The sequence below is a fragment of the Desulfonatronospira thiodismutans ASO3-1 genome (genome assembly GCF_000174435.1).
Classification (GTDB): domain Bacteria; phylum Desulfobacterota; class Desulfovibrionia; order Desulfovibrionales; family Desulfonatronovibrionaceae; genus Desulfonatronospira; species Desulfonatronospira thiodismutans.
In genome coordinates, this window is sequence record NZ_ACJN02000001.1 from 413,921 (window position 1) to 440,902 (window position 26,982).

18 protein-coding genes and 1 tRNA gene are annotated in these 26,982 nt (G+C 52.2%); 7 read left to right on the forward strand and 12 right to left on the reverse strand.

What is annotated here, in order from left to right:
- Positions 1-108 precede the first annotated feature (108 nt).
- From DTHIO_RS01905 to DTHIO_RS01945, 9 genes are all read right to left on the reverse strand, one after another.
- Positions 109-921, reverse strand: a complete 813-nt coding sequence (locus DTHIO_RS01905) for a hypothetical protein (protein WP_008868665.1) — start codon at positions 919-921, stop codon at positions 109-111.
- A gap of 125 nt (positions 922-1,046) precedes the next feature.
- The gene (locus DTHIO_RS01910) at positions 1,047-4,589 is read right to left on the reverse strand and encodes a hypothetical protein (protein WP_161598616.1); all 3,543 of its coding nucleotides are present in this window, start codon (positions 4,587-4,589) and stop codon (positions 1,047-1,049) included.
- 134 nt (positions 4,590-4,723) lie between these two features.
- On the reverse strand, positions 4,724-6,094 hold the full coding sequence (locus tag DTHIO_RS01915) for a S41 family peptidase (RefSeq protein ID WP_008868667.1): 1,371 nt from the start codon (positions 6,092-6,094) through the stop codon (positions 4,724-4,726).
- A 456-nt stretch (positions 6,095-6,550) separates the two neighbouring features.
- Positions 6,551-7,108 carry a hypothetical protein gene (locus DTHIO_RS01920; protein WP_008868668.1) on the reverse strand — a complete coding sequence of 186 codons (558 nt, stop codon included), beginning with the start codon at positions 7,106-7,108 and terminating at the stop codon, positions 6,551-6,553.
- Entirely contained in the window at positions 7,105-7,749 is a 645-nt protein-coding gene (locus tag DTHIO_RS01925) for a YMGG-like glycine zipper-containing protein (RefSeq protein ID WP_008868669.1), read from the reverse strand. The genes DTHIO_RS01920 and DTHIO_RS01925 overlap by 4 nt, the downstream gene beginning before the upstream one ends.
- Positions 7,750-7,784: 35 nt before the next feature.
- Positions 7,785-9,425, reverse strand: a complete 1,641-nt coding sequence (locus DTHIO_RS01930) for an SUMF1/EgtB/PvdO family nonheme iron enzyme (RefSeq protein ID WP_208596361.1) — start codon at positions 9,423-9,425, stop codon at positions 7,785-7,787.
- Positions 9,426-9,723: 298 nt separating this feature from the next.
- Entirely contained in the window at positions 9,724-11,556 is a 1,833-nt protein-coding gene (locus DTHIO_RS01935; protein WP_008868671.1) for an ABC transporter permease, read from the reverse strand.
- Complete coding sequence (locus DTHIO_RS01940; RefSeq protein ID WP_008868672.1) at positions 11,556-12,281, reverse strand: ABC transporter ATP-binding protein; 726 nt, start codon at positions 12,279-12,281, stop codon at positions 11,556-11,558. Before DTHIO_RS01940 ends, DTHIO_RS01935 begins: the two co-directional genes overlap by 1 nt.
- A 224-nt stretch (positions 12,282-12,505) precedes the next feature.
- A complete protein-coding gene (locus tag DTHIO_RS01945) occupies positions 12,506-14,737 on the reverse strand; it encodes a vWA domain-containing protein (protein WP_008868674.1) in 2,232 nt (743 codons plus the stop codon).
- A 355-nt stretch (positions 14,738-15,092) separates the two neighbouring features.
- Here DTHIO_RS01945 and DTHIO_RS01950 point away from each other — a divergent pair, with 355 nt between their 5' ends.
- From DTHIO_RS01950 to DTHIO_RS01970, 5 genes are all read left to right on the forward strand, one after another.
- A complete protein-coding gene (locus DTHIO_RS01950; protein WP_008868675.1) occupies positions 15,093-16,388 on the forward strand; it encodes a LuxR C-terminal-related transcriptional regulator in 1,296 nt (431 codons plus the stop codon).
- 308 nt (positions 16,389-16,696) lie between these two features.
- Entirely contained in the window at positions 16,697-17,401 is a 705-nt protein-coding gene (locus tag DTHIO_RS01955) for a hypothetical protein (protein ID WP_008868676.1), read from the forward strand.
- A 64-nt stretch (positions 17,402-17,465) separates the two neighbouring features.
- Positions 17,466-18,719, forward strand: coding sequence for a peptidoglycan-binding domain-containing protein (locus DTHIO_RS01960; RefSeq protein WP_040417397.1), 1,254 nt, complete (start codon positions 17,466-17,468; stop codon positions 18,717-18,719).
- A complete protein-coding gene (locus DTHIO_RS01965; RefSeq protein ID WP_008868678.1) occupies positions 18,700-19,911 on the forward strand; it encodes a pyridoxal phosphate-dependent aminotransferase in 1,212 nt (403 codons plus the stop codon). The genes DTHIO_RS01960 and DTHIO_RS01965 overlap by 20 nt, the downstream gene beginning before the upstream one ends.
- Entirely contained in the window at positions 19,908-20,231 is a 324-nt protein-coding gene (locus DTHIO_RS01970; RefSeq protein WP_008868679.1) for a hypothetical protein, read from the forward strand. The genes DTHIO_RS01965 and DTHIO_RS01970 overlap by 4 nt, the downstream gene beginning before the upstream one ends.
- 100 nt (positions 20,232-20,331) lie before the next feature.
- Here DTHIO_RS01970 and DTHIO_RS21560 read toward each other — a convergent pair whose 3' ends face one another.
- A complete protein-coding gene (locus tag DTHIO_RS21560) occupies positions 20,332-20,601 on the reverse strand; it encodes a hypothetical protein (protein WP_161598617.1) in 270 nt (89 codons plus the stop codon).
- Positions 20,602-20,812: 211 nt separating this feature from the next.
- On the opposite strand from DTHIO_RS21560, the gene DTHIO_RS01975 reads away from it, so the two are divergent.
- Positions 20,813-21,673: a peptidoglycan-binding protein gene (locus tag DTHIO_RS01975; protein ID WP_161598618.1), complete on the forward strand. Its 861-nt coding sequence runs from the start codon at positions 20,813-20,815 to the stop codon at positions 21,671-21,673.
- A 159-nt stretch (positions 21,674-21,832) separates the two neighbouring features.
- On the opposite strand, the gene DTHIO_RS01980 is transcribed toward DTHIO_RS01975, so the two are convergent.
- Positions 21,833-21,908 (reverse strand) — tRNA-Lys (locus DTHIO_RS01980).
- 114 nt (positions 21,909-22,022) lie between these two features.
- On the opposite strand from DTHIO_RS01980, the gene DTHIO_RS01985 reads away from it, so the two are divergent.
- Positions 22,023-23,873, forward strand: coding sequence for a protein-disulfide reductase DsbD family protein (locus tag DTHIO_RS01985; RefSeq protein ID WP_008868681.1), 1,851 nt, complete (start codon positions 22,023-22,025; stop codon positions 23,871-23,873).
- Between the two features lie 303 nt (positions 23,874-24,176).
- On the opposite strand, the gene DTHIO_RS19425 is transcribed toward DTHIO_RS01985, so the two are convergent.
- Positions 24,177-26,570 carry a methyl-accepting chemotaxis protein gene (locus DTHIO_RS19425; protein WP_008868682.1) on the reverse strand — a complete coding sequence of 798 codons (2,394 nt, stop codon included), beginning with the start codon at positions 26,568-26,570 and terminating at the stop codon, positions 24,177-24,179.
- Positions 26,571-26,982 lie beyond the last annotated feature (412 nt).

Genomic DNA, 26,982 nt, shown 5'->3' on the forward strand with positions numbered 1-26,982 from the left:
ACTGCAAAAATGACTTTTTGCAGTCACATCTTACTTGCACCCAGATAACTTCAAAGCAGATACCTCTGCAGTATTCATTACGCTTTTCTCAAAAAAACACGCCTGCATTTACTGCTGCAGCTCGATATAAGAGCGAAGCCGCCTGATTCTGTCTGCCAGTTCAGGAGTGGGCTCCATTTCCTGGCTTTGTTCAAAATACTCCAGTGCACGGGAATATTCTCCCCGGCCCATGAAATCCATACCCTTACTGAACATCCCGGCAGCAGCGGAATCTTCAGTCTGGCCCAGCTGTTCATGTACTTTGCCCGCAGGATCTTCGCCCGGGTGAACAGTCGAGACTCGAAGAAGTTCTTCCAGTTCCTGCGTAAGGGCTTCTTCATCAAAAACAGAATCCACGGATACAACTGACTCAAGTTCCTGAGCCTGAAGACCAAAGTCCTGCATTCGCACCCTGTTCAGGGTCCAGCTCTGATCAGCCAGGCCCCGGTCCAGAGAAATATAAATGTTTTCTCCCGGGTGAACCCTGATCAGCCTCCGGGTTCCCAGTTTGTTCCCCTGGGGTACAAACTGGACGAAAAAGGCCTGGTCCTCAGCGTGATCCGGGTCCTGAAAAACCTGGAAAAAGACAACCGGGGAACTGGACTCATCACCTGCCACCGGTCTTTTTGCCGAATCCAGAAGCTGCAGATGTCCTGAAGCACTTGTTCTGACCCAGATTTGGGTGACCACCGCTTCCTGCTCTTCATCCGGGTCAGGCAGATAAGCCCCGAACTCCATCACCTGTGGCAGACCCTGCAACGGATCATTCCAGTCCCCGTGGATTTTCTGCGGGAAGACAAGGCAGGAGAATACAAGCACCAAGAGCACTACATTACTCTTGCCCGGCCATATCTTGTTGTAAAACAATAAATAATCGTGCATGATGAACTACTTCCCCAAAAAGGTTGGAGCCTGGAAATGCTGGCGTTGCCTGCACTGCCTGCTCTTATCAGCCCGGGGTACAGACTTCTCTTGGATTGCGGAAAGTCCGGGCCTGAACCATTTTGCTAATCAGTCTCCAGCGTCCCGGGGGGTTCTTTTAACGGCAAAAAGAAAAATCCCAGGGTAAAATATGTGGTCATGGGGTCATATCTCAAGGGTATACCGTCCTCCACCAAGGGTTCATCTGTCCCGGCCTTGAAAAAATCAATGCTGTAATTGGTAATAAGCTCCAGTGAAAAGGATTCGGTGTGCTCATCAGGTTCCGGAACCCAGGAAATAGAGGTTGCGGCATTGTTGCCCCTTACCCTGGGGCTGTACATAAACCCTGTGGAAAGCATCCAGTGTTTGACACGCACCTCGGCATCCAGGGACGCTGCTCCTTGCGGAGAAGGAAACATAACCCTGAACCGCGGGGGCATGGGCACGGAAACTGTAAGGTCCAGCTCTACCGGCTCTCCTGGATAAACATATCCGCTGCCCAGAAGGTCCGGCGGCTCAATCCCCTGCTCTCCTGCAAGACCTGTAAGACCGCCGGCCATTTGCAGAGCCTGAGCCATTTGTGCTTCACTCAGTTCCATACCCATTTTTTCCAGTTCCGCCTGCATGTGCTGCTTCATAATATCCTCCACAGACTCCTTGGGGTGAAGCATTTCCTGCAGCCTCTCCCAGTCGGAACTGTATTCGGATATCTCTTCCTGTATTCCTGAAATCCCGGGGGTGGCTATAATTGTGGCTTCTGGAAACCTGACCGTGGGATCGTTGGCAAAAGGTGTTGCAGTGGTCCAGTAGGTACGGTTCTCAAACAGATCCATAGTGATGGTTTCTTCTAGAATTTCCACGGGATGCACATGCACCATGGCCTGGTCTTCATCCAGAAGAAGACCTGTCCTTATGTCTGCAAGGCTGACAGTAGCCGTAAAACTCTGGGGCTCTTCGCTGTCCTCGAGGATGGCGTGCAGCTTCCAGGCGGGGATCTCGGTGATGCCGTCCTGCTCCATAAAGGTCCAGTAATAATAGTAAGTGCTGTCCGGGTTCAGATTCGAGACAACAGCATGCACTGGCTCATAGTCCCCATCGGTGAAACTGTACTGGCTTTCTTGGAACTCGATTTTTTCCTCTGCTGCCAGAAGAAGCAGGACGTCTCCCGTCTGACGCCGAACCGTGCGCTGCATGAAGGAAAAGTGTCCGTCCAGACCGGATATATTCACCTCAATATCCACTAAAAAAGGGTACGCCTCGGGTACTGCAGGGATCTCAGCCAGCCACTGGCCCGGCTCCGTCTCCTGGGCGCCGGGAAGGGATATCTCATAAGTCACGCTGACATCAGGGTCCTGCCCTGCGGCGTCACGGATTCCATGCCGGATGCGATTGACTGTGTTCTGAAAACCTCCCCCCAGGCTTATTTCCACCTCAAAAACCATATCCTCATCTGCATCCGGATCATAAGGAATGTTCATGGGGGATGGAGGTGTGGTGTGCACGGTAATATCCATCCAGCGCAGCCTGTTGATTTCCGAAAGGATTCGGTTTATGCGCTGCTCCAGATCAAGGATTTCAGCTTCCAGCCTCTCCTGCTCCAGCCGGGCCTGCTCCTGCAGCTCTCTGGCCTCCTGAAAAACACTTCTCATGAAGCTGCCGCCTTCATTAACCGCCTGCAGGGCCTTATCTCTTTCAATGCCGGCATTACGCAGAGCTCTGAACATCTGTACGCGCATATCCGCTTCAGCGGTGCGGCTGTCGTATTCCAGGACCGCCTCGGCCAGTTCCCCTTCTGCCCAGGATTCCACGATCCGCCCGGGGGCTCTGATGGTATAAGCAGCTCCGCTGTAGACAGACTCCCCCATCCCGTACACTACATCCCCGAGGTTATAGAGCATGTACAGCTTGCCGCCGTCAGGTCCTATCCCGTCCTCTATCACCAGTTCCGGCGATTCTATCTCTGCACCGGCGGCACGCAGGGCCTCGGCCCTGGCTTCCAGGACGTCCAGGTTTCCCGCCTCTACCGAAGCAGCTACGTATGCCCTGGCCTCTCCCGGGTCCATGCCCGCCCTCCTGAAACGGATTTCCCACTGGGTCAGGTAGGCAGCCAGATTGTTCTCATTGGCCTGCCTGATTGTCAGGTGGGCGTCCCTGGCATCCACTATGCTCTGTCCCATTCTCTTGCTTGTTCCAACTATGGTTTCCGCTCCACCTGCGACCATGCCCACAGGGGTAGCAGACAAGGGCGGTACCCTCAGGCCCTGACGGGCCACATCAAAAAGGCTGGCATCCCCCTCCATATAGTCTTCCAGGGTCTGTCCCAGATGACCTATATCCGTAAAATCAGTAACAGTACCGTAAACCTGGGCTGCTCTGCGTGCCCCACTGCCCAGCTGCTGCATCCTTGTGGGCCCGGCCGGGGTCTCCGGGCCTGTCAGTTCAATTACCGGTTTTCTGCCGTTGGCAGCGGCAGTGGCCTGCATTCTGGCCCTGGAATCTGTTATTTCCTGACGCAGTGCACTCTGTCGCTGCTGGTAGGATTGCTGCAGCCTTTCCTTTCTGAGCCTTGTGGCCTCTGTGTCACTTACGTTATCGAGTCGGCGCATGTTTTCATCTATACGGCGCAGGGCATCTTCCCTGGCCCTGAGTTCCTGATTGGCCCGCTGCAGTGTTCTGGATTCAGCAGAGTCAAAAATTTCTGCTGCAGCCTGACGCATACGTCCGGCCTCAGAGGGATCACTGACCACGGTACGGGCTTCCTTTATATTGTTCAGTTTCCTGCGAAACTCTTGCGGACTCTCTCGTATACCGTGACGTTCTAAGATTGAACCCAGTTCTTCATCAGGCAGTTCACTGACTCTCAAGGTTTTATCCACACTTTTAGCCATGGGCTGCATGAGTTCAGGGTTTCCTGCCAGATCTCCTGAACTGGAATTAAGTCCTCCGGAAGCCTTTTTCAGGTGATCCTGGACCTCAACGTATCCTGCCCCGGCCCGGGTTTTGCCGGTAACCGGATCACGCATGGAGGCGGAGACAAAAACTTCATGGTTCCGGGCATGGTTTTCAATCTGGATCCGGTGGTATTCGCTGCCTACCTGGGCCGGCAGGCCTTGTTTATGCACTGTAAGATCAAAAGGGTCGTCCCCCCAGGGAGTCGGAGCACCGACTTCTAATGTTGCCGGACTGTCGGTAACCGTTAAATGGTCCAGCCCCATATCCTGCAGAACGGATTCCACATTATCCACTGCAACGGCTCCTCCTGCTGCATCCAGATCCCCCATCAGTCCGCGATGGGCCCGGTCGTCTATACTTGTTCCCAGGGAGGCGTCTATGCGCTGTCGAAGAATGCTCCGGGAATTACCGGCCCTGGCACTGGATTCGTTTAACACTGCCTGATGCACCTGATGCCTCTTGCGACCAAGCTCCTGAGACACTGCTCTGTGCCGGCTGACTTCGCGCTGCATAAAATACTTCTTCCGGGTCTCGGACATGGGTGAATTTTCAATCTGTGCAAGGTTATCCCGGTAGGCCTGCATCTCGGCATCCCAGGCCACTTCAGTCTGTTTCCAGAGGTTGCCGATGGCCCAGAGTTCTTTGTCGGTGTAAAGAACAGGGTCCACCGCACTCATTGCCCGGCAAGGCGAAAGCAGCGCTAAAAAGACTATCAATCCTATACAGATCAAGTGCTGCAAAAAAAATTTCAGGCATAAATCATTATTCACACTGTTCACTCCTTAAACAGGGTAAGCATACCCAACCGGGTTTACCTCCAGGAACTTTTTTCCATATATTCCGCCAGGGACTCGAGTTCTCCTGCATGCCGGGCCAGGTCCGGATCATCCGAATTCCGGGCTTTATCTGACCAGATCCGTACCTGAACCTGGTTGGCCCCCAGAAGGTCCATATCGTGCTCAACAAGATTCAGCACCAGACTTACATAACCCGACGGCAGCCTGTCCCAGGCCCGCAGCGCCCGCACCGTGAGCAGGTCTTCTTCAGCCAGCTGTTGCAGTGTATACTGCTGCCTGGTTTCCGGCAGGGCGTCCTGGGCTTCTAAAGCGGCCAGACCCTCCCGGACCAGATAAGCTGTGTCGTAAAGCCTGCTGCCGGCTACTTTAATGTCCGGCTGCAGTCCCTCAGGAGAACAGGGGGTTTCTTCAGGGCCCAGGACATATCCGTTGGTCATCTGCAGAACTGAACCATCGGACAGAGAAATCCGGGTCTGGGTGCTGCACTTGCCATAGGACGGCTCTCCTGCCAGGAGTGCTTTGCCGTGAAATTTAAGTGCTGCGGCGAAAGCCTCTGCCGCGCTGGCTGTATCCGGCCCTGTAAAAACAACTATCCGCCCTGAGAGCTTCTCCCCGGGAGGCGAGTTGACCAGTGTCTTGCCGGATTTTTTCGTCCAAAGGCCCCCCAGGGACTTGCCGGGCTCAATAAACAAAGCGGCGCAGTCCAGGGCCTCGAAAAGGTCTCCTCCCGTGGATTCGCGCAGGTCAATAAAAACCGGGCTGCTGCCTGCCCCCAGATAATCGATACTCACCCTGAGAGAGGCCCTGGTTCTCCCGGCTGCAAAATCCCGGATTCTCAGCACGGCCTGATCCTGGGGCTGCAAAAGCTCCACATGCAGAGGCCGGACAGCCTCTCTTTTCACCCGGAGCTCTACCATGTCCTCCCCGGATAAAGGCCTGAGCTTCAGGTCAACCATCTTTCCCGGAGGCCCCTGAAGCATGGCTGCTGCTTTTTCAAGCTCTTCTCCGGCTACCCTGATTCCGTTAACTTCAAGAAGTACCGATCTCTCTGTCACTCCTGCTCTGGCCAGAGGACCATCCTGATAGGGTGAAACCAGGATCTCTTCGTCCCTGGAAAAAATCTCGGCCCCTATGCCTGTATATTGCGCTTCCAGGGCAGTCTGATGTACTGACTCGCCTTTTGCAAAATACCTGGCGTAGGCATCCAGAGACTGGAGATCATCCTGCAGAGTGTCTTTGCTCAGACTCTGCAGCAAAGCCTCATCCGGCGGGTCCGGCAGGTGCTGACGCAAAACCTGGCGTATTTCCTCCAGCAAAGGCTTCGCAGCAAGATCTGCCGGAAAAAAAAACAGCAGCAGAAAAAGCCAGGGTAGATGTTTTTTCATATAAGCACTTCCAGTTTCCAGGCAGTTAACACAAACTTCCAACAAACATGTTGATAACTTTTTCTGACATCCTGCCCCTCTGGATTAGATTACGAGCACGGCGTAAACTCCCCTCCTTAGCCAAGGAGGGGCCGGGGGTGGTTGTAACCGATCCCTTCATTGTCTCTCCCCTACTTTAAGAAGAAAGTATGGCTGTAGATGGGTATCCATGTGCGGGTGTAAAGATATTTTGACTCCCATACCCCCATACGCCCTTACTCCCATACTTCTTAAGGCCGGAGGGTGGTTGTAACCGATCCCTTCCTTATTTCGGATGTTGCCCCGAAGAGGCCTCTTTTTCCGCGCAGGGTCGAGGAAAAAGCCTATAAATTTACCAGACTATTGCTGAACATTTGATAAAGCCCACCCAGGAGCAGACGGACAACAGGATCATTTGACCTGTCGCCTCCTTGCAACCTAACCGCTTAGTTCCAAGGCCAGCTCCAGCAAAAGCTCGTATTCCTCCTGCAGGTAGCGCCTCTGCTCTTCCAGCTGCCTGCGGCGCAGGTCCACCTCTTCCCCGGCATCGCCGTGGCCATGTGTGCCTTCCAACTGATCCAGGGCGCTTAGCTCCTGCTCCTGTTTTTGCAGGCCACTTTGCAGGTCATTCAGCCTGGATCTGAGTTCATTGACCTTTTTTTCCCCTGCAGCATCGCCGGCACTCATCCGGGACACCTCCTGTTCCAGGCGGGCGGTGGAATTTTGCATCTCCTCCAGGTGTGCCCTTTCAAGCTCAATCTGTTCGCGCAAATCGGTCTTCTGGGCGTCGATTTCCCGGCTTTCAGCATCCAAATCCTTTTGTATCTGCTGTAAACGACTGAGCCTTTGTTCGCGCTCCTCCACCCTTTCTTCATAAGCCCCCGAGCCCAGGCCGCTTATGCCTCCGAAAAATCCTCCCTCGCGCGGATCCTGGGAAGCGCCGCACCCGGCAAAAAGCAAAACGCAGATTAAAACCGGTAAGTATAAGTATCTCATATGGACAGCCTCTCATCTATGCTGGCCAGCTGGGCGCTGCCCTCGCCAAGGGCGGCGATATTGGCCTGCAGTTCCTGCACTTCCTTTTCCAGGGCGGCAATGCGGGGGTCATCCTCGGGCAGGCTCTGCCTTTCCTCTTCTATGATGGCCGTCTGGATGGCCAGCTCGCTTTTCAGTTCTTCTTCGAGTTCTTCATTTTCCTGGATACGTTTTTGAACCTCTGCCTGTCTGGCCAGCAGAGTGTCTTTCTCCTCTGCACCTTCTTCATAGGCCTGTCGCAGGGATTCCACCTCTTCTTCCAGGGCCGCCAGTTCCTGCCTGCTTCTATCGTTGTACTCGCGCATGGTTTCATTGTATTCCGCTGTCCGGGCGGCTTCAGCCTCCAGAAACTCTTCCTGAGTGGCGTACTCAGCCTTACGCTTGGCCACCTCCCGGCCCACAAGATACCCCAGGCCTGCTCCGGCCGCGGCCCCGATCAATGCCCCCCTGCCGTCTCCGATTAGATATCCGGCCAGACCTCCGGCTGCAGCACCCACGGCTGTACCCTCGGCCTTGGTCCGCCTTTGATCAGAACCGGTTATACATCCGGACAGAATCACGGCCATAAAAACCAGCAATATAATCGCCCTGGACCCTTTCATGCTTTCCTCCTTTGGTAAAATCCCTGAAGTAAAAATTATTGATCAAATTCCTTAAAGACCTCTTCATACTCTTTAAACCAGCCTTCTCTGTCTGCACGGCGGTGCTGGCTGAAATCCTCGACATGAGTGGTCAAAAGCTGCAGCACGGCCTTCTCCCGGGGCAGAGGTTCCTGCTCGCGCATGCTTTCCAGGGCCTGGTCTATGTAGTCCTGTTCGTAGTCCCCAAGCTCGCCCACCTTGTCCGTATAAGCCTGAAACTGCTCTTTTTGGGCTGAACTCAGTTCTTTTATCCTCTGCTCCACAGCACTGACCTGCTCCAGGTATCTGCTGGACATTTCCGCCAGCCGCCTGGCGGCCTCAAGGCTGTTTTCCAGGCTTACCAGGCGGGAAATGTAGACACTCAGATTAACCCCGTTGCGGGCCGCATCCTGGGCCAGGCTGCGTGCACTTTCCCGCTGGGCCATGTCCAGGCGCTGCCTGGCCTGGTCCATGAACTCCTGCACTGTATGCAGATCATCGCTCAAATGGGGGTGCTCCTCCATGAGCCTGCCCAGGATGGGCTCCACGTCCCCCAGCTGCCCCGCGGCCTGGGCCACCAGGTTGTCCATGGTCCGGCCAACGGGCATGGCCTTGCGCACCATGTCCTTGTATTCCTGGTATTCGTCTTCCATGGCCGCTCTGACCCTGGTATTGACCACCACATTGGAACCAATGGCCAGGCGCGCCCCGGTGTTAAAGGAACGCCTTTCCTGAACCCGCTCCTGGTCCTGGTTCCAGGCGTAGACATCCAGCTCCTGACGCAGGGAGGAGCGCATATCCGACACCGGCGTGGACACGCTGCCGCCGCGAACGCTCACCCCGCCGGGCTTGCCCTGCCACACCTCGGGCCTGAAGAAACCGGCGGTCATTTCCTGGACATTGCCCAGCATGTCAAAAAAACCCAGGCGGCATGGCTGGCGCAGGCCTATGGGCCGCACCCTGTGGCTGGCATTGCCCAGATGCCAGGCATACTCATTGATCCTCTGCATGGCGAAAGGCAGGCGATCATTGAAGGTACCGTCCTCAATGGCCGGCAGCCCCCCGCGCACAGTGAACTCCCACTCCTCCTCGGAGGGAAGCCGGATAAATCCTGGTATACCGTCTATCTCCGGTATATTTTCCAGGCGCTCGGGGTGCTCTGCATCAAAAAGCCACTGGTTGTAGCTGCGGATAAACTCCTGGATATCCTGGTAGCTGACAAAAGACAGCGGCACCATCATGGCCTCCTGCAGGGCGCGGCCTTCCAGTTCAGCCAGCTGGGACGCATCCGGATCGGCACTGGCCTCAATCAAGGTATCCAGGCCCATGACCGAAGCAAACTGCCCCCTGGTCAATTCATATTTGGCCAGATAAATTGCCTGTCCCCGGCCATCATCAGCAGGAAATGATCCGCTGATCTGGGTGCGCTGCAGGCCTTCGAAAATCCCGCCGGATGCATCGCCCATCTGGATGATCTGCTCCTCATCCCCCCAGTAGCCCTGACCAGGCACCTGAACCTTGCGAAAAACCATTACAGAATCGCCGGGCATGGGCAGGACTATATCCGCCTCATCCGGTCTGGGGTTGTCCGGTCCGGCCGGGGGTGCGGCCATGCCGGCCTCGGCCCGGAATAAAAGCAGGATGAAAAAAACAGACACAAACAGGCAAAAGTGCATTGCCCTTAGTCTTTTTGTCCAACAGCGAAGGCATGTGATTATTTGCGGGTATTGAACATCCACGGTTGTATCCTTACAAGTAACTATAATTTCATTTTTTTATGCTTTCAGCATACCGCTGTCACACAGGTGTTTCATTTTGTACGTAAAGCACGATCTACTCCCCTCCTTGGTTAAGGAGGGGCAGGGGTGGTTCGTTATGTAATGAACACTTCCTTATTCATATCCATTTACTCACAGATTTGATTCCCGGCGTGCCCGGGTGAGACGCTTATCTGCATCAGTTATCCCGGATTACTTCGGCCGGATCTATGCGCGTTGCCCTCCAGGCAGCCACCAGCGAGCCGGCCAGGGCCAGGCAGGTGGTCAGAAAAACTATTCCGCCCTTATAACTCAGGGGCAGGGAGCAGAACCTCTCCCCCGGGGCCAGCTCCGAGGCAAAGGTATGATTGATCATTGCCGCCAGGGTGTAGTAGCAGGCAAAACCAAGCATCAGCCCGGCAGCAGCTATCATCAGTCCCTGGACCATGGGCAGAAAAAACACATGCCTGCGTCCCAGGCCCACTAAGCGCAGTACCCCCAGGTCCCTGCGCAGCCGTTCCACCGCAGCATAAAGGCTGGAAAGCAAAACCGCTGTTCCACCGCTTATTCCCAGCAGGGCCAACAGGGAATAAAGCCTGGTAAGACCGGCATCCAGCACCTGAATGCGCTGAATGGTTTCCACCTGGGCCAGAACCTCCATGTCCTCTTCCTGCAGCTTCCTGTACACGCCGGGAACATCGTCAATACTTTCGGTATACAGGCGAAAACCCCTGAAGCCGCCCCTGACCATGGCAAACTCCCCTGACTCGGATTCCAGCTTCACTCCGCGCTGGCTGGCTGTTCTAAGCACACCCATGAGCTCCGCCGGGACCAGGAGCCTTTGAAGATCTGTGGTTCCAGCCTTTTGAAGCTCTATATCCAGCTGCAGCACTCCATGAAAAACCATCTCCAGCCCGGAATCAAAATCTTCAGGCAAAAGAACCCGGGTCAGTCTGTCCGCCGGTGCTGCACTGCCGGTAAAACCTCCCCAGGGAGGATAATCCACTCCCAGCAGAAGAGCCTCCCTGCGGCTTATGGACAGCCCTGCCGGAGATATTTCCCTGCCTGCAGCATCCTGGAGCACAACTCCGCTGACATAGGGCAGCAGGATATGTTCCTTGCCCCGCAGCTTTTGGCGCAGAGCCCGGATCCAGGACATGGTGGCCGGACTGCCTGGAGTGCTCAGGCTGTAAGCAGTCCATTCCTCAGGCAGTGGCACAGCGGTTTTTTCTGTTACTTGAGAATGTTCAGCCTTGTTTATGCCGGCGAAACCGGTGTTTATAATCAGCCCGGTGCGCTCAATGGGGTCCATGGGATCAGGCATCAATAGCAGCACCCCGTCATAGCTGAGGTAAGGCTCTGGAGTATCACCTTCCCAACCCCTCGTTGGTACACCGTAACCCTCTTTATAGGCTTCGATATCCACTACAAAGGATAATGGAGCATAAATCCGGGGCAGGGATCCGGCCCTGGGAGGCAATACTCCAGCCACCTCCAGGCCCGTTGCCGCCATCTCCCTGCGGCCTCCCCGGCTCCGGGTGACCCTGGCCTCCAGGACATCTCCCTGCTCAAGACCGAGAACCCGGGCGGCCTCATGGGTAATCACGCACTGCCCGTCTTCTGGTGCCGGGGCACCGTTTTCCAGGAGCAGAGGATCTCCCGGACCGCTGGATATAAGATCAAACATTTCCAGCCTGCCGGTGTGTGGATGTTCCACATGCACTATGGAAGACAGGGGCAGCACCGAGGGAACGATGAACTCCACCCCGGGCCAGCTGCCCACCTGCTCAAACCATTCCGGGGAAAACTCATATATCTGGGCCGGCCGGACTTCCCGGTACACAGGGTCTTCCACCAGTCTGTCCCGCAGGGTTTCAATGGTGCCGTGCTTTAGCCCCAGAAGAATAAGCAGCGGTGCAATGACCGCGGCCAGGGCTATAATCAGGCACAGGGTCAGAATACGGTCGTGCACCAGGCTGGATGCGGCCAGCCGTGGTACGACCTTGAGAGGGTAATTTTTGTCAGACGACATCATTTGCTCCGCCTGCACTCAGCCCGGACCAGGCCTTCACTGCTCTGGCCCAGGACAAAGCTGTAAGTGACGTCCGCATCCGTCACCAGTTCGGTATCGTGGGTGACCACCACCACAGCCGTGCCCGACTCCCGGGTGACGCTTTGCAGATCCTGCATGATGATCCTGGCCCTGGCCTTGTCCACTGCTGCTGTGGGCTCGTCAGCCAGGACCAGAGCCGGACCGTGGGCCATGGCCCGCAAGATGGCCGCACGCTGGCGCTGGCCTATGGACAGGTAATCCGGTTTGCGTTTCAGGCAGTGCTCAATGCCCAGTCTTGCAGCCAGAGCTGTCACCTGCGTCAGATAATCCTTGCTGCCCTTTATTCTGGCCGGCAGGCACACGTTGTCCATAACGCTTAAAAAGGACAGCAGACCGCCTGTCTGCAGAATATAGCCCATGAAGTTGCGTCGGAGCCGGGCCAGGTGGGACTCCAGACCGTTTTCCCACAGGGACTGCACATCAATGGCAGCATCCTGCTCCCGGCCGGGATTGAGGATGAACCTCCCTACCCGGGTGGGCTGCATGACCAGGGCCAGCATGTCCAGAAGCGTACTCTTGCCGCAGCCGCTGTCTCCCACCAGAGCCACCATCCGCCCCGGGGCGATTTTCAGCTCCGGCACAAACAGCTCAAATACGCTGCCGGCCTGCTCCCGCCGCTTATACAGGTTATCCAGATGTATCACTGACAAAGTCCCCGGTTATCACTCCCATAAATTCTTCCCCATGCCTGCCCCGTGAAACAGCCCAAAGGGCTCCCTGTCGTAGACATGGGTTTCACCGGGGCCCTATGCCCCATGCCCAGTGCCCTATGCTCCATGCCCCATGCGCTTTGCCCCATGCCGTCCGTCCTCTTCTTCTTTCTTACACTTCCATACACCCACACTTACATACACGCATACGTCCCTGATCATGGCAGATAATCCAGATGCAGGGGATAAACCATTTCCCGGTCCGGATCGGTTTCATTAAGCCTGAACCATACATCCACCTGCTCATTAATGGCCCTGTACTGCTCCAGCTTGGCCAGGATATTCCACTCCAGCTGGGATCTCTGCTCAGCGGTCATGCTGGCGAACATCTCGTCATTTAAAGACAGGATATCGCTTTTATACGGCAGGGCCTGGATAAAGGACGGCAGCAGGCCGGTATCAGCCAGCCTGCCGGCACCGGATATATCCTCAGGACTCTGCATGGTCTGACTGGAAACGCTCTGCAGGGCCTCGAAAAACTGCATCTGGGTCACTTCTGCGCGCATGAGGGCCTGAATGACATTGTCCAGGGCCTGGGCCAGGGAGCTCAGCTGATCCCTGTTCACAAGCACCCGCACCTCCAGGGAACGGTCCGCAGTGTAGACCAGATCCCGGTCCATGGCCCAGGCCACAATATCCTTGGGAGGGCTTGCGGACTGTCCGATGTACTCCACTAGGGCCGCTTCCCAGAGCTTGCCCACAGCCTCCTGTCCCTGGCCCACCTCCTGGGGTTCGTCCTGGACCTGGGCTGTGGCAGCTGCGGCATCATCGTCTGTGCCCAGCGCCTTTTGCAGCAGATCGTTAATCTCCATGACTATATCATCCACCAGTGCCTGATATTCTTCCTGCTCAAAAGCATCCACGGAGGTGTAGGCCGATTCGCTGCTGCCCCTTACCTGGGAGAGCTTCATATACTGCGGGGTGGCTATGGGATGATCCTCCGTTGCCCTGGGGTCCAGAAGGTGAATGGCCAGAATATGTACCTGGGCATCGTCTGCTTCCCGGCGCAGGTCATGCTCATCCTTGCCGGTGGTGTTCTGTGGGTCACCTTTGGGGTTGGAGCTGGCGTCGGTGATGAAAACCATGAAACGAAGAGAATTATCCCTCCAGTCGGAGCGCAGGGCCTCGTCCACGCCGGCGAAGCCTTCCTCTGCATAGTCCCCACTGCCTACTTCGGTCTCTTCAAGCTCATGTTCCAGCAGGTGGATGAGCCTATCACCGTCCACCAGTTCCGGAGTGAAGTTTAGCACATCGTATTCCAGCCAGGGGACGGTGTCGATGCAGTCCCTGAAACCCACCAGCCCGAAACGGAAACGTGCTGCTGTATCATCTGTAAAGTCCTGGACCATTTTCACCACAGCTTCCCTGGTCATATCGATAAAGGGCTGCATGCTCCGGGTGGTGTCAATGGTAAAGACTATGTCTACATTCAGATCCTCCATGGCGGCCCCGGCCTGATCACCGCGCTGAATCCGTGCCTGGGAGCTGTATTCCTCGTCATCCAGGGTGTCGGCCCCGCGCTGCTCGGGCACGGCTGCTGCCAACTGCAGAAGGCGCACGTCATCGCCCATGATGCTGGTCTCTTCCCAGTCCAGGATGGGCAGGATGTAGAACTGCTTGGTGATATCCACGAAACGCTGGGGCTCCATGCTCACTATTTCCCCGGGCACATCGCCCGTCTCAATGCCCTGGTAGATCTCGCGGGCCCTGTCCTGACGCCCGAAATCGTCAACAAGTTCTTTCAGACTGTCCAGGTCCCGGAACATGAGCACAGGATTTCGCCCCTCAATCTGTCCTCCCGGGTGGGTATAGGAAACCAGCAGGGCCTGACGCCATTCCATAACGTCTGCGGCCTGCATCCATCCCTGGTGATCATCTCTGGACTGCCCCACCCGGTACCAGCCGCCGGGACTGGCCGGATCACTCATGTCGATGTCTCTTCGTTCAAATACAAACAAAGGATGAAAGGCCGGAATATTGGCAATGACAATATTATCCGAATCCGCTGCAGGTTCACTGTATACATGGGAAAAAGGACGCGGCAGCAGCCTCAGGGGGAGCTGGGTTTCAGCTTCCAGGCAGACCGAGTCTTCCGGGCAGATTACACCGTCATCCTGGACAGCCATCTCATCGTGGCCGTGTGTGCCCTCCAGGGCATCAAGCCCGGATGGGCCGTGACCATGATCTCCCTCCAGGTCATCCAGGCTGGATGGTCCGTGGCCGTGTGTTCCCTCCAGCTCTGAAAGACCTGCCAGCATCAGTCCATGGTTATCTGAGGACGGATCCTCGGAGCCTGCCGCAGGCGAGGACAGACAAAAAAACACAAAAATCGCAGTCAGGGCCGCAAGAAAGCACCTCGACTGGTTTAAAAAACTGACTTCCGGTTTCAAGATACACCTCCTTTCTGTTGTGGGCGTAAGTCTGAAAAATTAGTAAACACAAAAATAAATAACTCTAAATACCCTGCCCTTGCTCTGGCAGTCGAAGGGCCGAAGCAGCATGGAAATCCAAATCATGCCAGGTGATGCCCGATATTTTCGATGCCGAGATATAAGGATCTCTGTCGCCAGAAAGAGATTTCCATTTTTTTCGAACAATCCCTTTTTCTATAGTTGTACGACTATGCTAACCAGTTCACCCCGTAAAGTCGTCCTGCATGTCAACCCTGGCTTTTTTTGTAGTCTTTCATGTAGACTTTGATTTTTTTTCTGACTAATATTAAAACAACAGACAGGACATGACCCCATGAATATTCCAGCCTTTATTATGTTTGCCGGATTCATTTTCTGGCTCCTGGCCTTCCCCATGGACGGAATCCTCCTGACGGAAGAAGGGGGAAGACCGCTGATTCTTTATTTTCTCTTCCCTCACATAGCTGCACTTTACCTTCTGTCCTTTTTTTTAAGAAAAAGACTGAGATTTCTGGCTGATGCCGGGGTGATTCTGGCTGGGATCACAACTCTTGCCTTTCCCTTCCATCCGGAATATGCGCACGTCCTGCTCTTTCTTTGCGGGCCTGCTGCAGCCCCGGTCATGATAAGGATGGGGGTTCTGCTTAAGGCAGAGCCCAATTTTCTGAAACACATCTTCCTGGGTCTGATACTTGGCAATCTGCTGACCATAGGAGTCACCATAGCCCCTGCTGGATACTGGGCCTATGTGCTGACAGCCATCTGCCTGGGGCTTTCCCTGGGCAGACCTACCATCATCCTGGATGCCCCCCTGAAAAAGATATTGTTGCATCAGCCCCTGATCTTTGTCCTGTATACCCTGGCCGGGCTCATGTACGGATTTCTGGCTCCCGGGTATTTTGCGGGGGATCCCCTGCCGGGCATGGAAATCTTTTTTTATATGGCTGCGATCTTTCTGGCCTGGTATTTTTTTTCCAGGGAGCTAAACAGTCTTATCTATATCGCCGTGGCCCTGGCCATCCTTTCCCAGCCCGCCCTGTATGATCTTAATCCTTTGTTTTTCACCTCAGGTATATTCTCCATGCAGGCATCCATGGGTTTTGCGGATTTCTTTGTTTTGGCCCTGGCCATCAGCCACTGCGATCCTGCCAGAGGAATAGGCATCAACTCTGCAACGTTATGTCTGGGAATAGCTGCCGGAGTAATGGTCAGCATGACCCACCTGGAAATGGTCACCATGGTGGCGGTCATGGGCAATGTGGCCCTGGCTCTTAGCATTGTCCTGCTTATGGTGATCAGAAGGAAAAAATCTGCCCAGGAGCATGAAACCAGCTCAGTACAGGTATTTCAGGATCCCCTCTACACGCCGGAATCAACTGAAACGGCCGAGGAAATTCCTGAGTTAGAGACAAGGAAAGAGGTTCAGCTTCCGGCAAAGGTCACGGGCATGCTTTCCCAGCGGGAAAAAGAGGTTCTGGAGAAAGTACTGGTCAATGGCAGGCTTTACAGGGATGCCGCCCAGGAGATGGGTATCTCGGAATCAACAGTGAAGACGTACATGAAAAGAATATACATAAAGACCGGGGTCAAATCCAGAAAAGACCTGGACGAGTTGTGCGGGGGGCGGTAAATGTCAGCATTCCAACACCCTGGCATACTTTCGCCTCTTTTTCCGATTTAATTCACACACTTGACTATCCGCTTTCCATCCTTTTGCACAAAAAACCTTGCCCTGAATCCGCATATAATCCCGGTAGTTATCAATCAAGCCTTCCTTGAGAAGCAGCTCACTGCTGCTGAGTCTACAAGAAGTTTACAATTTTTTTGAAAGTTGACAGTCAAGACGACTTGTTTTTTAAAATATTTTGTTTAAAGTTTAAATCAAAACTTCATAAGTGCTGAGGACAACCTTTTTGCTATTTCTAAGGAGGGTGAATTATGTTTAACAAAACCTTATTTCAATGGGTTACAATTATTTTTTTGGTAGTTGCTCTTGCTATTCCTACACAGGTCTTGGCTTGTGGAGGAGGAGGTGGTGGAGGTGGTGGAGGAAACGGTGGGAATGGTATTAGTGAATCAGAACTAAGAGATGCATTAAGTGATTTTCCACCAGAAGAAATTGAAGAAATTATTAGAAGTGTAAATGAGTGGAATGAAAAATATGATTTTGGAGATATGCAAACAATGCAGGAAAATGAAGCAAGGCAACGTGAATTTGAACAGATGATGCGTGATCAAGAACAAGCTCAAAGAGATTTGCGTATTGCTGAAGGACATTATACTTTAATCAATATTGGTAACGGAATTAGAACTGTTGGAGGTTGGGTTGTTGGTGGATTAGTTACTTACAAAACTGCTGGCGCACCCCTTTGGGCTCCAGTATTAATTGGTGCAACTACTGGAGCAGCAGGTGAGCTTGGAAATCAAATGGCAGGATATGAAACTGAATATATTAATTCAACACTTACTGGTGCTGGGAGAGGATTACTTACAGGATCATTGCCAGATGGTGTTGGCGATGCTACTGGTATTGCTATGGATGTGTATGACATGGTTCCTGAGGTTGAAAATAATTCACTTTCAAATACTGCACCTGTAAGCCGTGGTTATTCAGTGGAACATTTTAACCCTATACATCATTAATACAAAAATGCGTATATATAAAATTTTAATTTTTCACCATTATACCACTTAAAGGAAGATAATGATGCGTTATTTTAAAATAATTTCTATTTACTTACTTGTGTTTTTTATTTGTGGATGTGCGGTACAAGACAGAGTCCAACAACAAAGAGCACAATATACAGAACCACCATTTCAAATAGAAACTTTTGACACACAAATAATACATCATGAAGAAGTTTCTGGTGATATACGATTAGTTGTGGCGGCTATAGTAGAGCAAATGAGAAATGAAGATAATACCTCACAATATGTCAGCTTTAATAATAGAGGAAGTCATAGATTAACATATCCGGCATTTCATTTTAATGGATTTTCACTCACATCCACATTGATTCAAAATTATAACTGTGAGACAGTCAACAATGTTAATGAATGTTATTTAGATGGATTTTTTACATTTGCTGATGATTTTCAAAGAACAAGCATAGATTATTTTAATGTTGAATATGCAGTACACGACAACAGTATAGTAATACATGATTCATTTGCTGTAAATGCACCACCTACTATTCCGAGGCTACAAGCATACATTGTGCCCAGAGAAGATTTTTCCAAAGTAGTTGATAGAGCAGACAGTTATTATTCTTTTTATGCTGGGATAGTATCATCTGCACATAATATAGTTCCAACAGATGAAGAGCAAAGACAACATGAAAAATTAGAGCAAATGAGTTTTTTTGAACGGTTAAGAAGTGGCGTTACCAGAGAGAGAGAGGATAATGTTGTTATTATATTCGCTATGGATCGTCTTACTCCCAACGCAGAATTTGAAGTCCAAGTTACTGAAAGTTTGTATAGTAGCAATTCACTTGTAACACCCGAATATATAAATTATCAAGGTTGGAGAGCAGCTATATTTGGAGGAAATTTTGCTATTGATAGAGATAACTTTTATATCAAAGCATATTACGAACCTGCCATAGACATTTATCCTGATGGTACTGAAAGAATTTTAGCAGGGCTATTTACACCGGAAAAAGATTATGAGGGGCAAAAGAAGGTTCAAAGGGAAAGGATGTCTCAACAAAGAGAGCATACTCCAAGAGAAGGTCCGTTAAGTAGAGGTGAAAGTGTTTTAGATACTTCAGATCGTAGTGATGCAAGAATAATCCAGACCAGACTGGCTGAACTGGGATACTACAATATGATCATTGACGGTTTGTGGGGGCCAGGTTCAAGAGGTGCACTTGAGCAGTTTCAGAGATCCAGCGGACTCGAAGCAAGCGGCTGGAATCTGCAGACCCAGAGGAGTCTTTTTGAGGGAACAGGCAGGTAAAACACATAACTCTGCACTGGACAAACTGGGGAGAAGAGATTTTCTAAGCCTGGCAGCTGCATCAGGTCTGGTTGTCTTAGCCGGGTGTGCTACCCGGCAGAAAGACATTGAAACCGTAAATAATGCAGACTCTTCTCCCCTGTGGCAACAGGACAAAAAAACAATTGTCCTGAGCAGCAACGAAAACCCCTTTGGTGCTTCACCTGCAGCAATGGAAGCTGGCATGAAAGCCCTGCGTGACAATGCCAGCCTGTATGCCAGAGAAAATAAAGACCGATTTCTGAATGATCTGGCTGACTTTTATGGTCTTGACCCCGGTCAGATACTTCTTGGCTGCGGAGCTATTGAACTTTTAAAAATAGCCACCGATGTTTTTTGTTCCTCAAAAAGTCCCCCGGTTATCAGTGATCCTGTTTACGAGGCCATAAGTTATTATGCTCCTCTCAGGCGTATCTGGCCAAAAAGGGTACCGGTAAAGACCCGGGATGCCGGCCATGATTTAGGGACCATGCTAGAGGCAGCTAAAAGCTACAAGGGGATGCTTTATGTATGCAATCCCTGCAACCCCACAGGGACATTGATTGGCGAGAAAGACCTGTCACAGCTCATTAAGGAGGTTCCAAGAGAAACCGTGGTGGTTGTGGACGAGGCCTATGCTGAATACGTGGGCTCCGGCTTTTTCAGCTGCATGGACCTGGTCCGGGCTGGAACGCCCAACCTGCTGGTGATTAGAACTTTTTCCAAAATATACGGTCTGGCTGGTTTAAGGGTTGGTTATTGTGCTGGAGCAAAAAATATCATCCAGGCCATGTCCGGACACGCCTTATGGAACAATATAAACCAGGCCGGGCTGGCTGCTGCACACGCAGCTCTCTATGAACAGTCCTGGGTAGATAAAATGTGCAGAGAAAATAAGCGTACCAGAAGAAACTTCTGCGCCGGGCTGGAGGATCTGGGCATCGAGTATATTCCGTCCAGAACAAGTTTTGTCCTCTTGTCCACCGGACGTTCCTGGGAAGAAACACATAACTACCTGCTTCTGAAGGGAGGGGTTGTAGCCGGCAGGAAAATCCCCTCCCTGCCCCGATACATCAGAGTCAGCCTGGGCTCAGACAAGGACATGGAACATGTCCTATCCCTGCTCAAAAACCTTCAATCTTCCCCGCCAACTCAAAAAAAGACAACACTATGAACAAAGCAAGCTCCCTTCTGTTTATAATCACCTTGTTGTTTTACTGCGTCATGCAGACAGATTGTCACGCTTCTTTTCACCTGGAAAAGGATGAATCTTTCAGGCTCACCAGCACCGCACAATGGTACTTGCTGGATTGCTCAGAAAAATTGTCCTGTTGGCCAGCCCTGATTGACAAAGAGCAAGTTTCTTCGGCTAAGCTTTTTTATCAACAAGACAGAAGTGACAGACTGCAGAAAGCTAAAAGAGAGCTAAAAGAAAAAGTTGAGGATAAGTCTATGCCCAATAAGGCAGAACAACCAATATTCCAGGCTTACTGAACCAGCGAAGTGGTTTACATGGGGAAAGCCGTGACTTTTTTTAACCGACAGCCCTGAATGACTCAGATGGAACATGCCCTGTACCAGCTTCTTAAGAGGTTTACCGGCTGAAGAACTCTCGGCCTGGGTCAAACGGACGCGGCTGACTCTTACAAGCTCGCCTTGTAATTTTTTGAGGATATCTTTCACTGGAGTCCCCAATAATGCATAAATTTGTTTTTGTATTTATTTCTTTGCTCATTGCATTATGTATTTTTAGCGGTTGCAGAGATAACAAACCAGCCATATACTTCTCAGATGTTCCTTCCCGGGACTTTTCAACTGCTCCTGAAATCAATATTCCTCCCAAGGATGCTGTAAATCCAAACAAACTGCCTCTTCATGTCACAAGCGCTGCAGAAGCCCTGGCAAGAAAGATTATTGGATGCACCAGTTCTTTTTCACAAGCTGAATTTTCCACTGATGGAGCTCATTCATGGCTTTTTGAATCTCTGAACGAGCAAGATTTTCAAGTAAGCAGCATCAAAATAATGCGGTACTCTAAAGACAGCAAAGACATGACAGTTAGCCTGGAGATGTATATGCATTTTCAGGATAGGATGGGCAGGACAGCTTCTTTTCTGGTACAGGCTGACTATAAAAGGCTTGCTGACAAGATAGTAATCGAGCGCTCAGATATTCAGGAAAAATCTCCCTTGTTCCCCAGAGTACAGGCTTTTATATTATACGAGGAAGAACTCCGTAGTAAGGATTTATCTGATATGACCTTCAAGCAGTTTTATTACTGGACACTCGACCGGGCACTATCACTTACACCGGATGACGAGCATAGAAGAACAAAGCTGAACATAGACAGAATGTCGGTTTACCAACGCATGAGCATGATGCCGGAAGCCCAGACTGAAAAATACTCCATTGTCGTTCTCACCATGGATAGACTGGCCAGTAATTCAGGCTTTAAAATCGAAGTGTCCGGAACTCCGCATGGTACTAACTGGATTGAAGAAGTTACATACCATGATTTCCAGGGCTGGCGCGCAGGCATATTTTCGCTATCCTTTATCCTGGACTGGGAAATATATTATGTTCGGGCACTTTACGGTGCTAAACAAGAGAATTGGACTGCAAAAAATAAGTTAAAGCTGGTGGGACTGTTCTCCACAGAAAGAGATTATACACACTGGCCGGCTTTTGACGGCAGGACTGCACTGCAGGGTCCTATAGCCAGGCTTGGAATAATGCTGGAGCCAGAAAATGCAGATGATGCCGGCATGATTGCATCCAGGCTGCATGAACTGGGTTTTTTAAAAAACGCGGATAATAAGTGCGAAGAAAAGCTTGAAGAAGCTTTAAAAATATTTCAGCATACCAGGGGGCTGAATCCAAGCGGCCAATGGTCCGCTGAGACCCAGAAAAAACTTTTCCATGATACAGGCCTCTGAGGCTTGTGAGGAAGTGACCTCAATACATTTTCAATGAATGACACCTCCCTGACCTGTTGCTTGCAGAAATGGTCCCTGGTGTGCCCGGATGCAGCGCTTACAATGTGCTTACAAACAAAAAAGGGGTTACGGCTTTTTACCGTAACCCATTGAAATCTTTGGTGGGCCACCAAGGAATCGAACCTTGAACCTCCGGATTAAGAGTCCGCTGCTCTGCCAATTGAGCTAGTGGCCCATAAAAAATACTTATTAAATTTAATATCCGGGAATGTCAAGATTAAAAAAAGCCTGGACAGCCCTGACAGCAAAGATGTATCAGAGCGCAGCAATGAGCTGAACCGTAACGACCATGAAAAGATTTTACACACAAACAGCACTGGCCTTTCTTGTAGTCCTGCTTTTTTTAAGCTCGGGCTTCAGCCAGGATGACCGCGACTTTCCCATGCAGTCAAAGTGGGAAGTCTTCGCGGTGGACCAGGAGAAAACGCCTGGCTATCAGGCCATGCTCCTGTTGTGGATTATTCCCGACGAAGGCCTGTACACTTACGCCCACGATCCCGGACCGGCAGGTTTTCCCACGGTACTGACCATCACAGACGACCCCACCGAAAGCCTGGAAGTCTTTTACCCCCCCGGAGAGGAGCAGCCGGACCCCTTTGATCCATCCCAGACATCTGAAGTCTTTCCGGAAGAGCGCACCCCCATTTTCATTCCCCTGCCTGCGGATATCCCCCTGGAAGGCATCCTGACCGCTGAGCTGAGCCTCCTGCTCTGCTCTGACCGCAACTGCTGGCCCGTGCACAAGGAAATCGAGTTCGACCTGGACAGAGTAGACCCGGCCGCACTGGACACGGCACAAGAGCAGGACTGGTGGTCCATGTGGCAGAATGCCGGCCCGGCCACGCAGGAGCCCATGATGGAAATGGCTCCTCCGGCCCCTGCGGACCCGGACGCTGACGAAACCAGGTGGGACTTTGAGGTGCGCTCCCAGACCCCGGGCCTTGAAGTGGACACCCTGGCCAAGGCCGCTCTGCTGGCTATGATCGCCGGATTTATTCTCAATTTTACCCCGTGCGTTCTGCCCGTCATCAGCCTGAAGCTAAGAGGCATGCTCACCCTGGAGGAGGATTCCGGCATTGATGCCCAGAAAAGGGCTTTTCGCAAGCACAATATATTCTTCGCCCTGGGCATGCTTATTTTCTTTTCCGTACTGGCCGTGGTCTTATCCCTTACCGGCATGGCCTGGGGCCAGCTCTTTCAAAGCCCCGGGGCCATACTTGTCCTGGGCTGCATAATCTTTGCCCTTAGCCTGAGCCTCTTCGGCCTGTACGACCTGCCGGTGATAGATCTCAAGTCCAGGACCCGGGACCCCTGGAAGAACCCCAATGCCGAGGCCCTGAGCACCGGCATGCTGGCCACCTTCCTGGCCACCCCGTGCAGCGGACCGTTTTTGGGGGGTGTACTGGCCTGGACCCTGACTCAGCCGCCTGCAATCATCGGCATAGTCCTCTGGAGCATGGGCCTGGGCATGGCCCTTCCCTACCTGCTCATGGCCGTATTTCCGTTCATGCTTCGCTTTCTGCCCAGGCCCGGTCCCTGGACCATGTACCTGGAAAAAATCCTGGGCTTTTTCCTGCTGGCCACCTGCGTCTATCTCATGTCCCTTATACCTGAGGACATGTTCGTAAAGGCTCTGATCATGTTTCTGGTCATCGCCTTTGCCGCCTGGATGTGGGGGCACTGGACCGACCTTAAACAATCCAACCTGAGAAGACGCTCCATTCGCCTCTCGGCCCTGGTGCTTGTCGCCCTGGCCGCCTTTTTGCTGTTTCGCCCCGCCCCGGAACATCCAGTTGCCTGGACACCTTTTGAAGAACAGCAGTTTGAGGAAATGCTGGGCCGGGAAAACATCCTTCTGGAATTCACAGCGGACTGGTGCCCCAACTGCAAATTCCTTGAACAGACCGTACTCACCCCGGGCTTCATGGCTGAAAACGCCGAGAGATACGGCCTGCAGTTTGTCCGCATAGACCTGACCCAGCCCAATCCTCCCGGCGAAGAAATGCTCCGGGCTCTGGACAGCCAAAGCATCCCCCTGGTGGCCATCTTCTCCAGAGACAACCCGGACAGCCCCCTGATCCTGCGGGACATGTTCACCAGAAGCCAGATAGACCAGGCCCTGGAGCAGGAACTGGATTGACCAGAAACTACTGCCCTGGAAATAATTTGACCATGTAGGATGCATCCGCAAAAAGTCGAGAAATCAATCACGCGTCCTGCCACGCGTCCTGCCACGCGCTTCGCGTGGTTCGCGTGGTTCGCGTGGTTCGCGTAACAAAAATGACTTTTTGCAGTCACATCTATTCAGGGCTGGTGCAATATTCAAAATTCAAACAGCATACTTGATGCGCCATGTCAGATCATGGCTGTCCTTCAATTTGCCCTTCTTTGTGTGGCCAGCTTCAGGACCCGAAGCCGAATCCGGCTTCGGGCTTGTCTCTGATTATGCCTTCCTCAGATCCTCGATAATCTTTTGCAGTTCGCCGGCCTGTTTTGCCAGGTCAGACACCGCCTGGGCCGACTGGTTCATGGCATCAGCCGTTTCCCTGGCAATGCGGTTCACATCCTCCATGCTCTTGTTCACTTCCTCGCTGGCAGAGGACTGCTCCTCGCTGGCCGTGGCTATGGAGCGAACCTGATCCGCCGCCTCCTGGGCCAGGCTTACGATTTCCTGCAGGGCCTGACCGGAGCTGTTGGCCAGCTGTGTAGCTTTTTCCACGGCTTGAACAGACTGATCCATACTGTCCATATTGGACTTTGTGCTCTCCTGAATGGATGTTACTGTTTTCTCCACTTCCTTGGTGGCGTTCATGGTTTTTTCCGCCAGCTTGCGCACTTCGTCGGCCACCACGGCAAAGCCCCGACCGGCATCCCCGGCCCTGGCCGCCTCAATGGCAGCGTTGAGGGCCAGGAGGTTGGTCTGGTCGGCTATATCGTCAATCACGGTCATTACTTTGCCGATTTCTTCGGACTGTTTGCCTAAGGAGGCCAGGTTGTCCTTCATGGCCTTAGACTGTTCCTGCACCTCATTGATGGCCTCTACGGACTGTTTGACCACCCCTGCCCCTTCTTGAGCCTTGGCCCTGGCCATGTCCGTCTGCTCCGCCGCCCCGGAAGCGTTCCTGGCCACTTCGAGCACCGTGGCGTTCATTTCTTCCATGGAGGTAGCAGTCTCCCCGATCCTGTTTGTCTGTTCCTCGGTTCCCCGGCTGGCCTGCTCCACCTGGGCGGAGAGTTCATCACTGGCCGAAGATACAGAGTCCGAAACAGACGCCGCTCTTTGGGCGACCTCCTGCATCTTGCGCTGGGAAGCCTTGACCTGTGTAAGGTCGGTTACAAATTCTATGGCTCCGACAACCCTTCCCTGATTGTCTTTTATCGGCCTGCCGGTATAAGATATGTCCAGTTGCATGTCCCCGGGGTAAGCACGAGTTTCATTGGTACGCTCGCTGCCTGTTTTCATGGCCTGAGTACAGGCGCATGCTTCTGTCTGGCAGTCCTGCGTCCGGAACATATCATAGCACTTTTCACCCTCGACATCTGATCTGTTGCCACCGAACAGATCAACTCCGGTCTTGTTCATCCACAGGATATTGAAATCCTTGTCCATGGTGACAATGGGGGAAGGAACCACCTCAAGATATCCAGCAACAATTTCAGAGGCATTATTTATATCTTTAGCAAGCTTGGAATAAGCCCCCTCGTATTGTTCAACCGGAAGAACCGCTCTTATATCCCCGTGTCGTATACTTTCCGCCATATGTTCCGTATCTTTTATCAACCTGGTTACGTTATCGCGTACTTCATTGAGCGATTCAGCAAGCTGTCCAGTCTCATCCCGGCTTTTGATCTCCAAGGGCTTGTCCATATCGCCCCTGGCAATCATGGAGGCAAAACCGGCGGCACGGCTTACTGACCCACCAAGCCTGCGTGCAAAGAAGGCTCCTACAGCAAGCATCAAGGCACCGACAACAGCCGTTACAGCAAGAATAGAGTTCAAAACACTGGCCTGTATGCCCTCAATAACGTCCCTTGGCTGCCCCAGGAAATACATGCCCACGATTTCTCCCTGCACATCCTCAATAGGCCAGTAGATGGTATCGTACATGACCCCCTGAACCGGGTTGGTGGCCCAGAAGATTTCATTATCCTGGATTACTGTCCGGATCACTTCCGGGTCTTCCATCTGCGTGCCCACCAGCCTGTCGCCGGCTTCATCGCGTATGGAGGTAGAAATGCGGGTGTCGTCCTCAAAAATGGTGGCATCCACTCCCAGCTTCTGTTCAATCCGGTCAACAAAGGCATGAGTCTCAAAGCTTTCCCCCATAACAACAGCTCCAACAACCTCTCCGTCTTTTTTCACGGGCTCCCCGGACCTGATGCTCAGGGAGATGTGCTCGCCATGCTCAATTCCGGTTATAGAGTCGCCACGCAAAACCTGCTGGACAATATAATGATGTTGAATATTGTCGCCTTTCTCCTCTATATGACCCCTTGCCACAACATCACCCTCGGCATTTGTAAAGGCAATGAATCCGATATGCTGCGCCTGGGTCAGCTCATTGCCATAATCATGCAGAAATTCCGAATCACCCTGTTTTATTGCCTCCGCAACATCCGGGTTTTCAACGACTACAGAATTGACAAAAGCTGCATTGGACGAAATTTCTTCAATTTCCATGTCCACTGCCTGCCTGTAATTGTCCAGGGTATCTAAGGCCTGTTCGTCCAGGCTCTGAGTGACAAAGTGGTTGGTAGTGAGAAAAATGGCAGCACTTACGAGAACTATTGTACTACCAAGAATTGCAAGTATCTTCCAGAAAATCGTGAAACGCATATTAACCTCTTTGAGTATCTGTTTAGCGCCTTGGATGTGGCATGGGGATTGGCTCTTCAGTCACGCCTGAGATGTAACTGTCCCAAAAAAACAGTCATGTTGAGCCGATAGCAATCATCAGAACAGAGCGAAGCTTCATATTTTCAGCTTGTTCGGGTGTATCTTCAATGGCATCCCAAACACTTTCAAAATGATTATTGTTCATTGTTTCCTCTCCTGCAGCAATTCACGGTAGCGGTTTATCGCCAACTCAAGGTCCTTTGGTAATGTTCAAAGCAGGCCTACTGAGGCTTTCCACTGCTCATTCTTCTCTTCAGCTAGCATCTTAAGCCTTGCCTACAGAGTTAAGGGCATCGACATGATCACTTGAGCAGTTGACATCCAAAATGCTCACAGAAATGCTTTTTAACCC

Coding starts and splice junctions, on each gene's coding strand:
- DTHIO_RS01975 (WP_161598618.1), top strand. CDS start 20,813: ATGCATTTTCAGGATAGGATGGGCAGGACAGCTTCTTTTCTGGTACAG.
- DTHIO_RS01920 (WP_008868668.1), bottom strand. CDS start 7,108: ATGAGATACTTATACTTACCGGTTTTAATCTGCGTTTTGCTTTTTGCC.
- DTHIO_RS01935 (WP_008868671.1), bottom strand. CDS start 11,556: ATGTCGTCTGACAAAAATTACCCTCTCAAGGTCGTACCACGGCTGGCC.
- DTHIO_RS01970 (WP_008868679.1), top strand. CDS start 19,908: ATGAACAAAGCAAGCTCCCTTCTGTTTATAATCACCTTGTTGTTTTAC.
- DTHIO_RS01960 (WP_040417397.1), top strand. CDS start 17,466: ATGCGTTATTTTAAAATAATTTCTATTTACTTACTTGTGTTTTTTATT.
- DTHIO_RS01905 (WP_008868665.1), bottom strand. CDS start 921: ATGCACGATTATTTATTGTTTTACAACAAGATATGGCCGGGCAAGAGT.
- DTHIO_RS01910 (WP_161598616.1), bottom strand. CDS start 4,589: ATGAGTGCGGTGGACCCTGTTCTTTACACCGACAAAGAACTCTGGGCC.
- DTHIO_RS19425 (WP_008868682.1), bottom strand. CDS start 26,570: ATGCGTTTCACGATTTTCTGGAAGATACTTGCAATTCTTGGTAGTACA.
- DTHIO_RS01925 (WP_008868669.1), bottom strand. CDS start 7,749: ATGAAAGGGTCCAGGGCGATTATATTGCTGGTTTTTATGGCCGTGATT.
- DTHIO_RS01915 (WP_008868667.1), bottom strand. CDS start 6,094: ATGAAAAAACATCTACCCTGGCTTTTTCTGCTGCTGTTTTTTTTTCCG.
- DTHIO_RS01955 (WP_008868676.1), top strand. CDS start 16,697: ATGTTTAACAAAACCTTATTTCAATGGGTTACAATTATTTTTTTGGTA.
- DTHIO_RS01950 (WP_008868675.1), top strand. CDS start 15,093: ATGAATATTCCAGCCTTTATTATGTTTGCCGGATTCATTTTCTGGCTC.
- DTHIO_RS01985 (WP_008868681.1), top strand. CDS start 22,023: ATGAAAAGATTTTACACACAAACAGCACTGGCCTTTCTTGTAGTCCTG.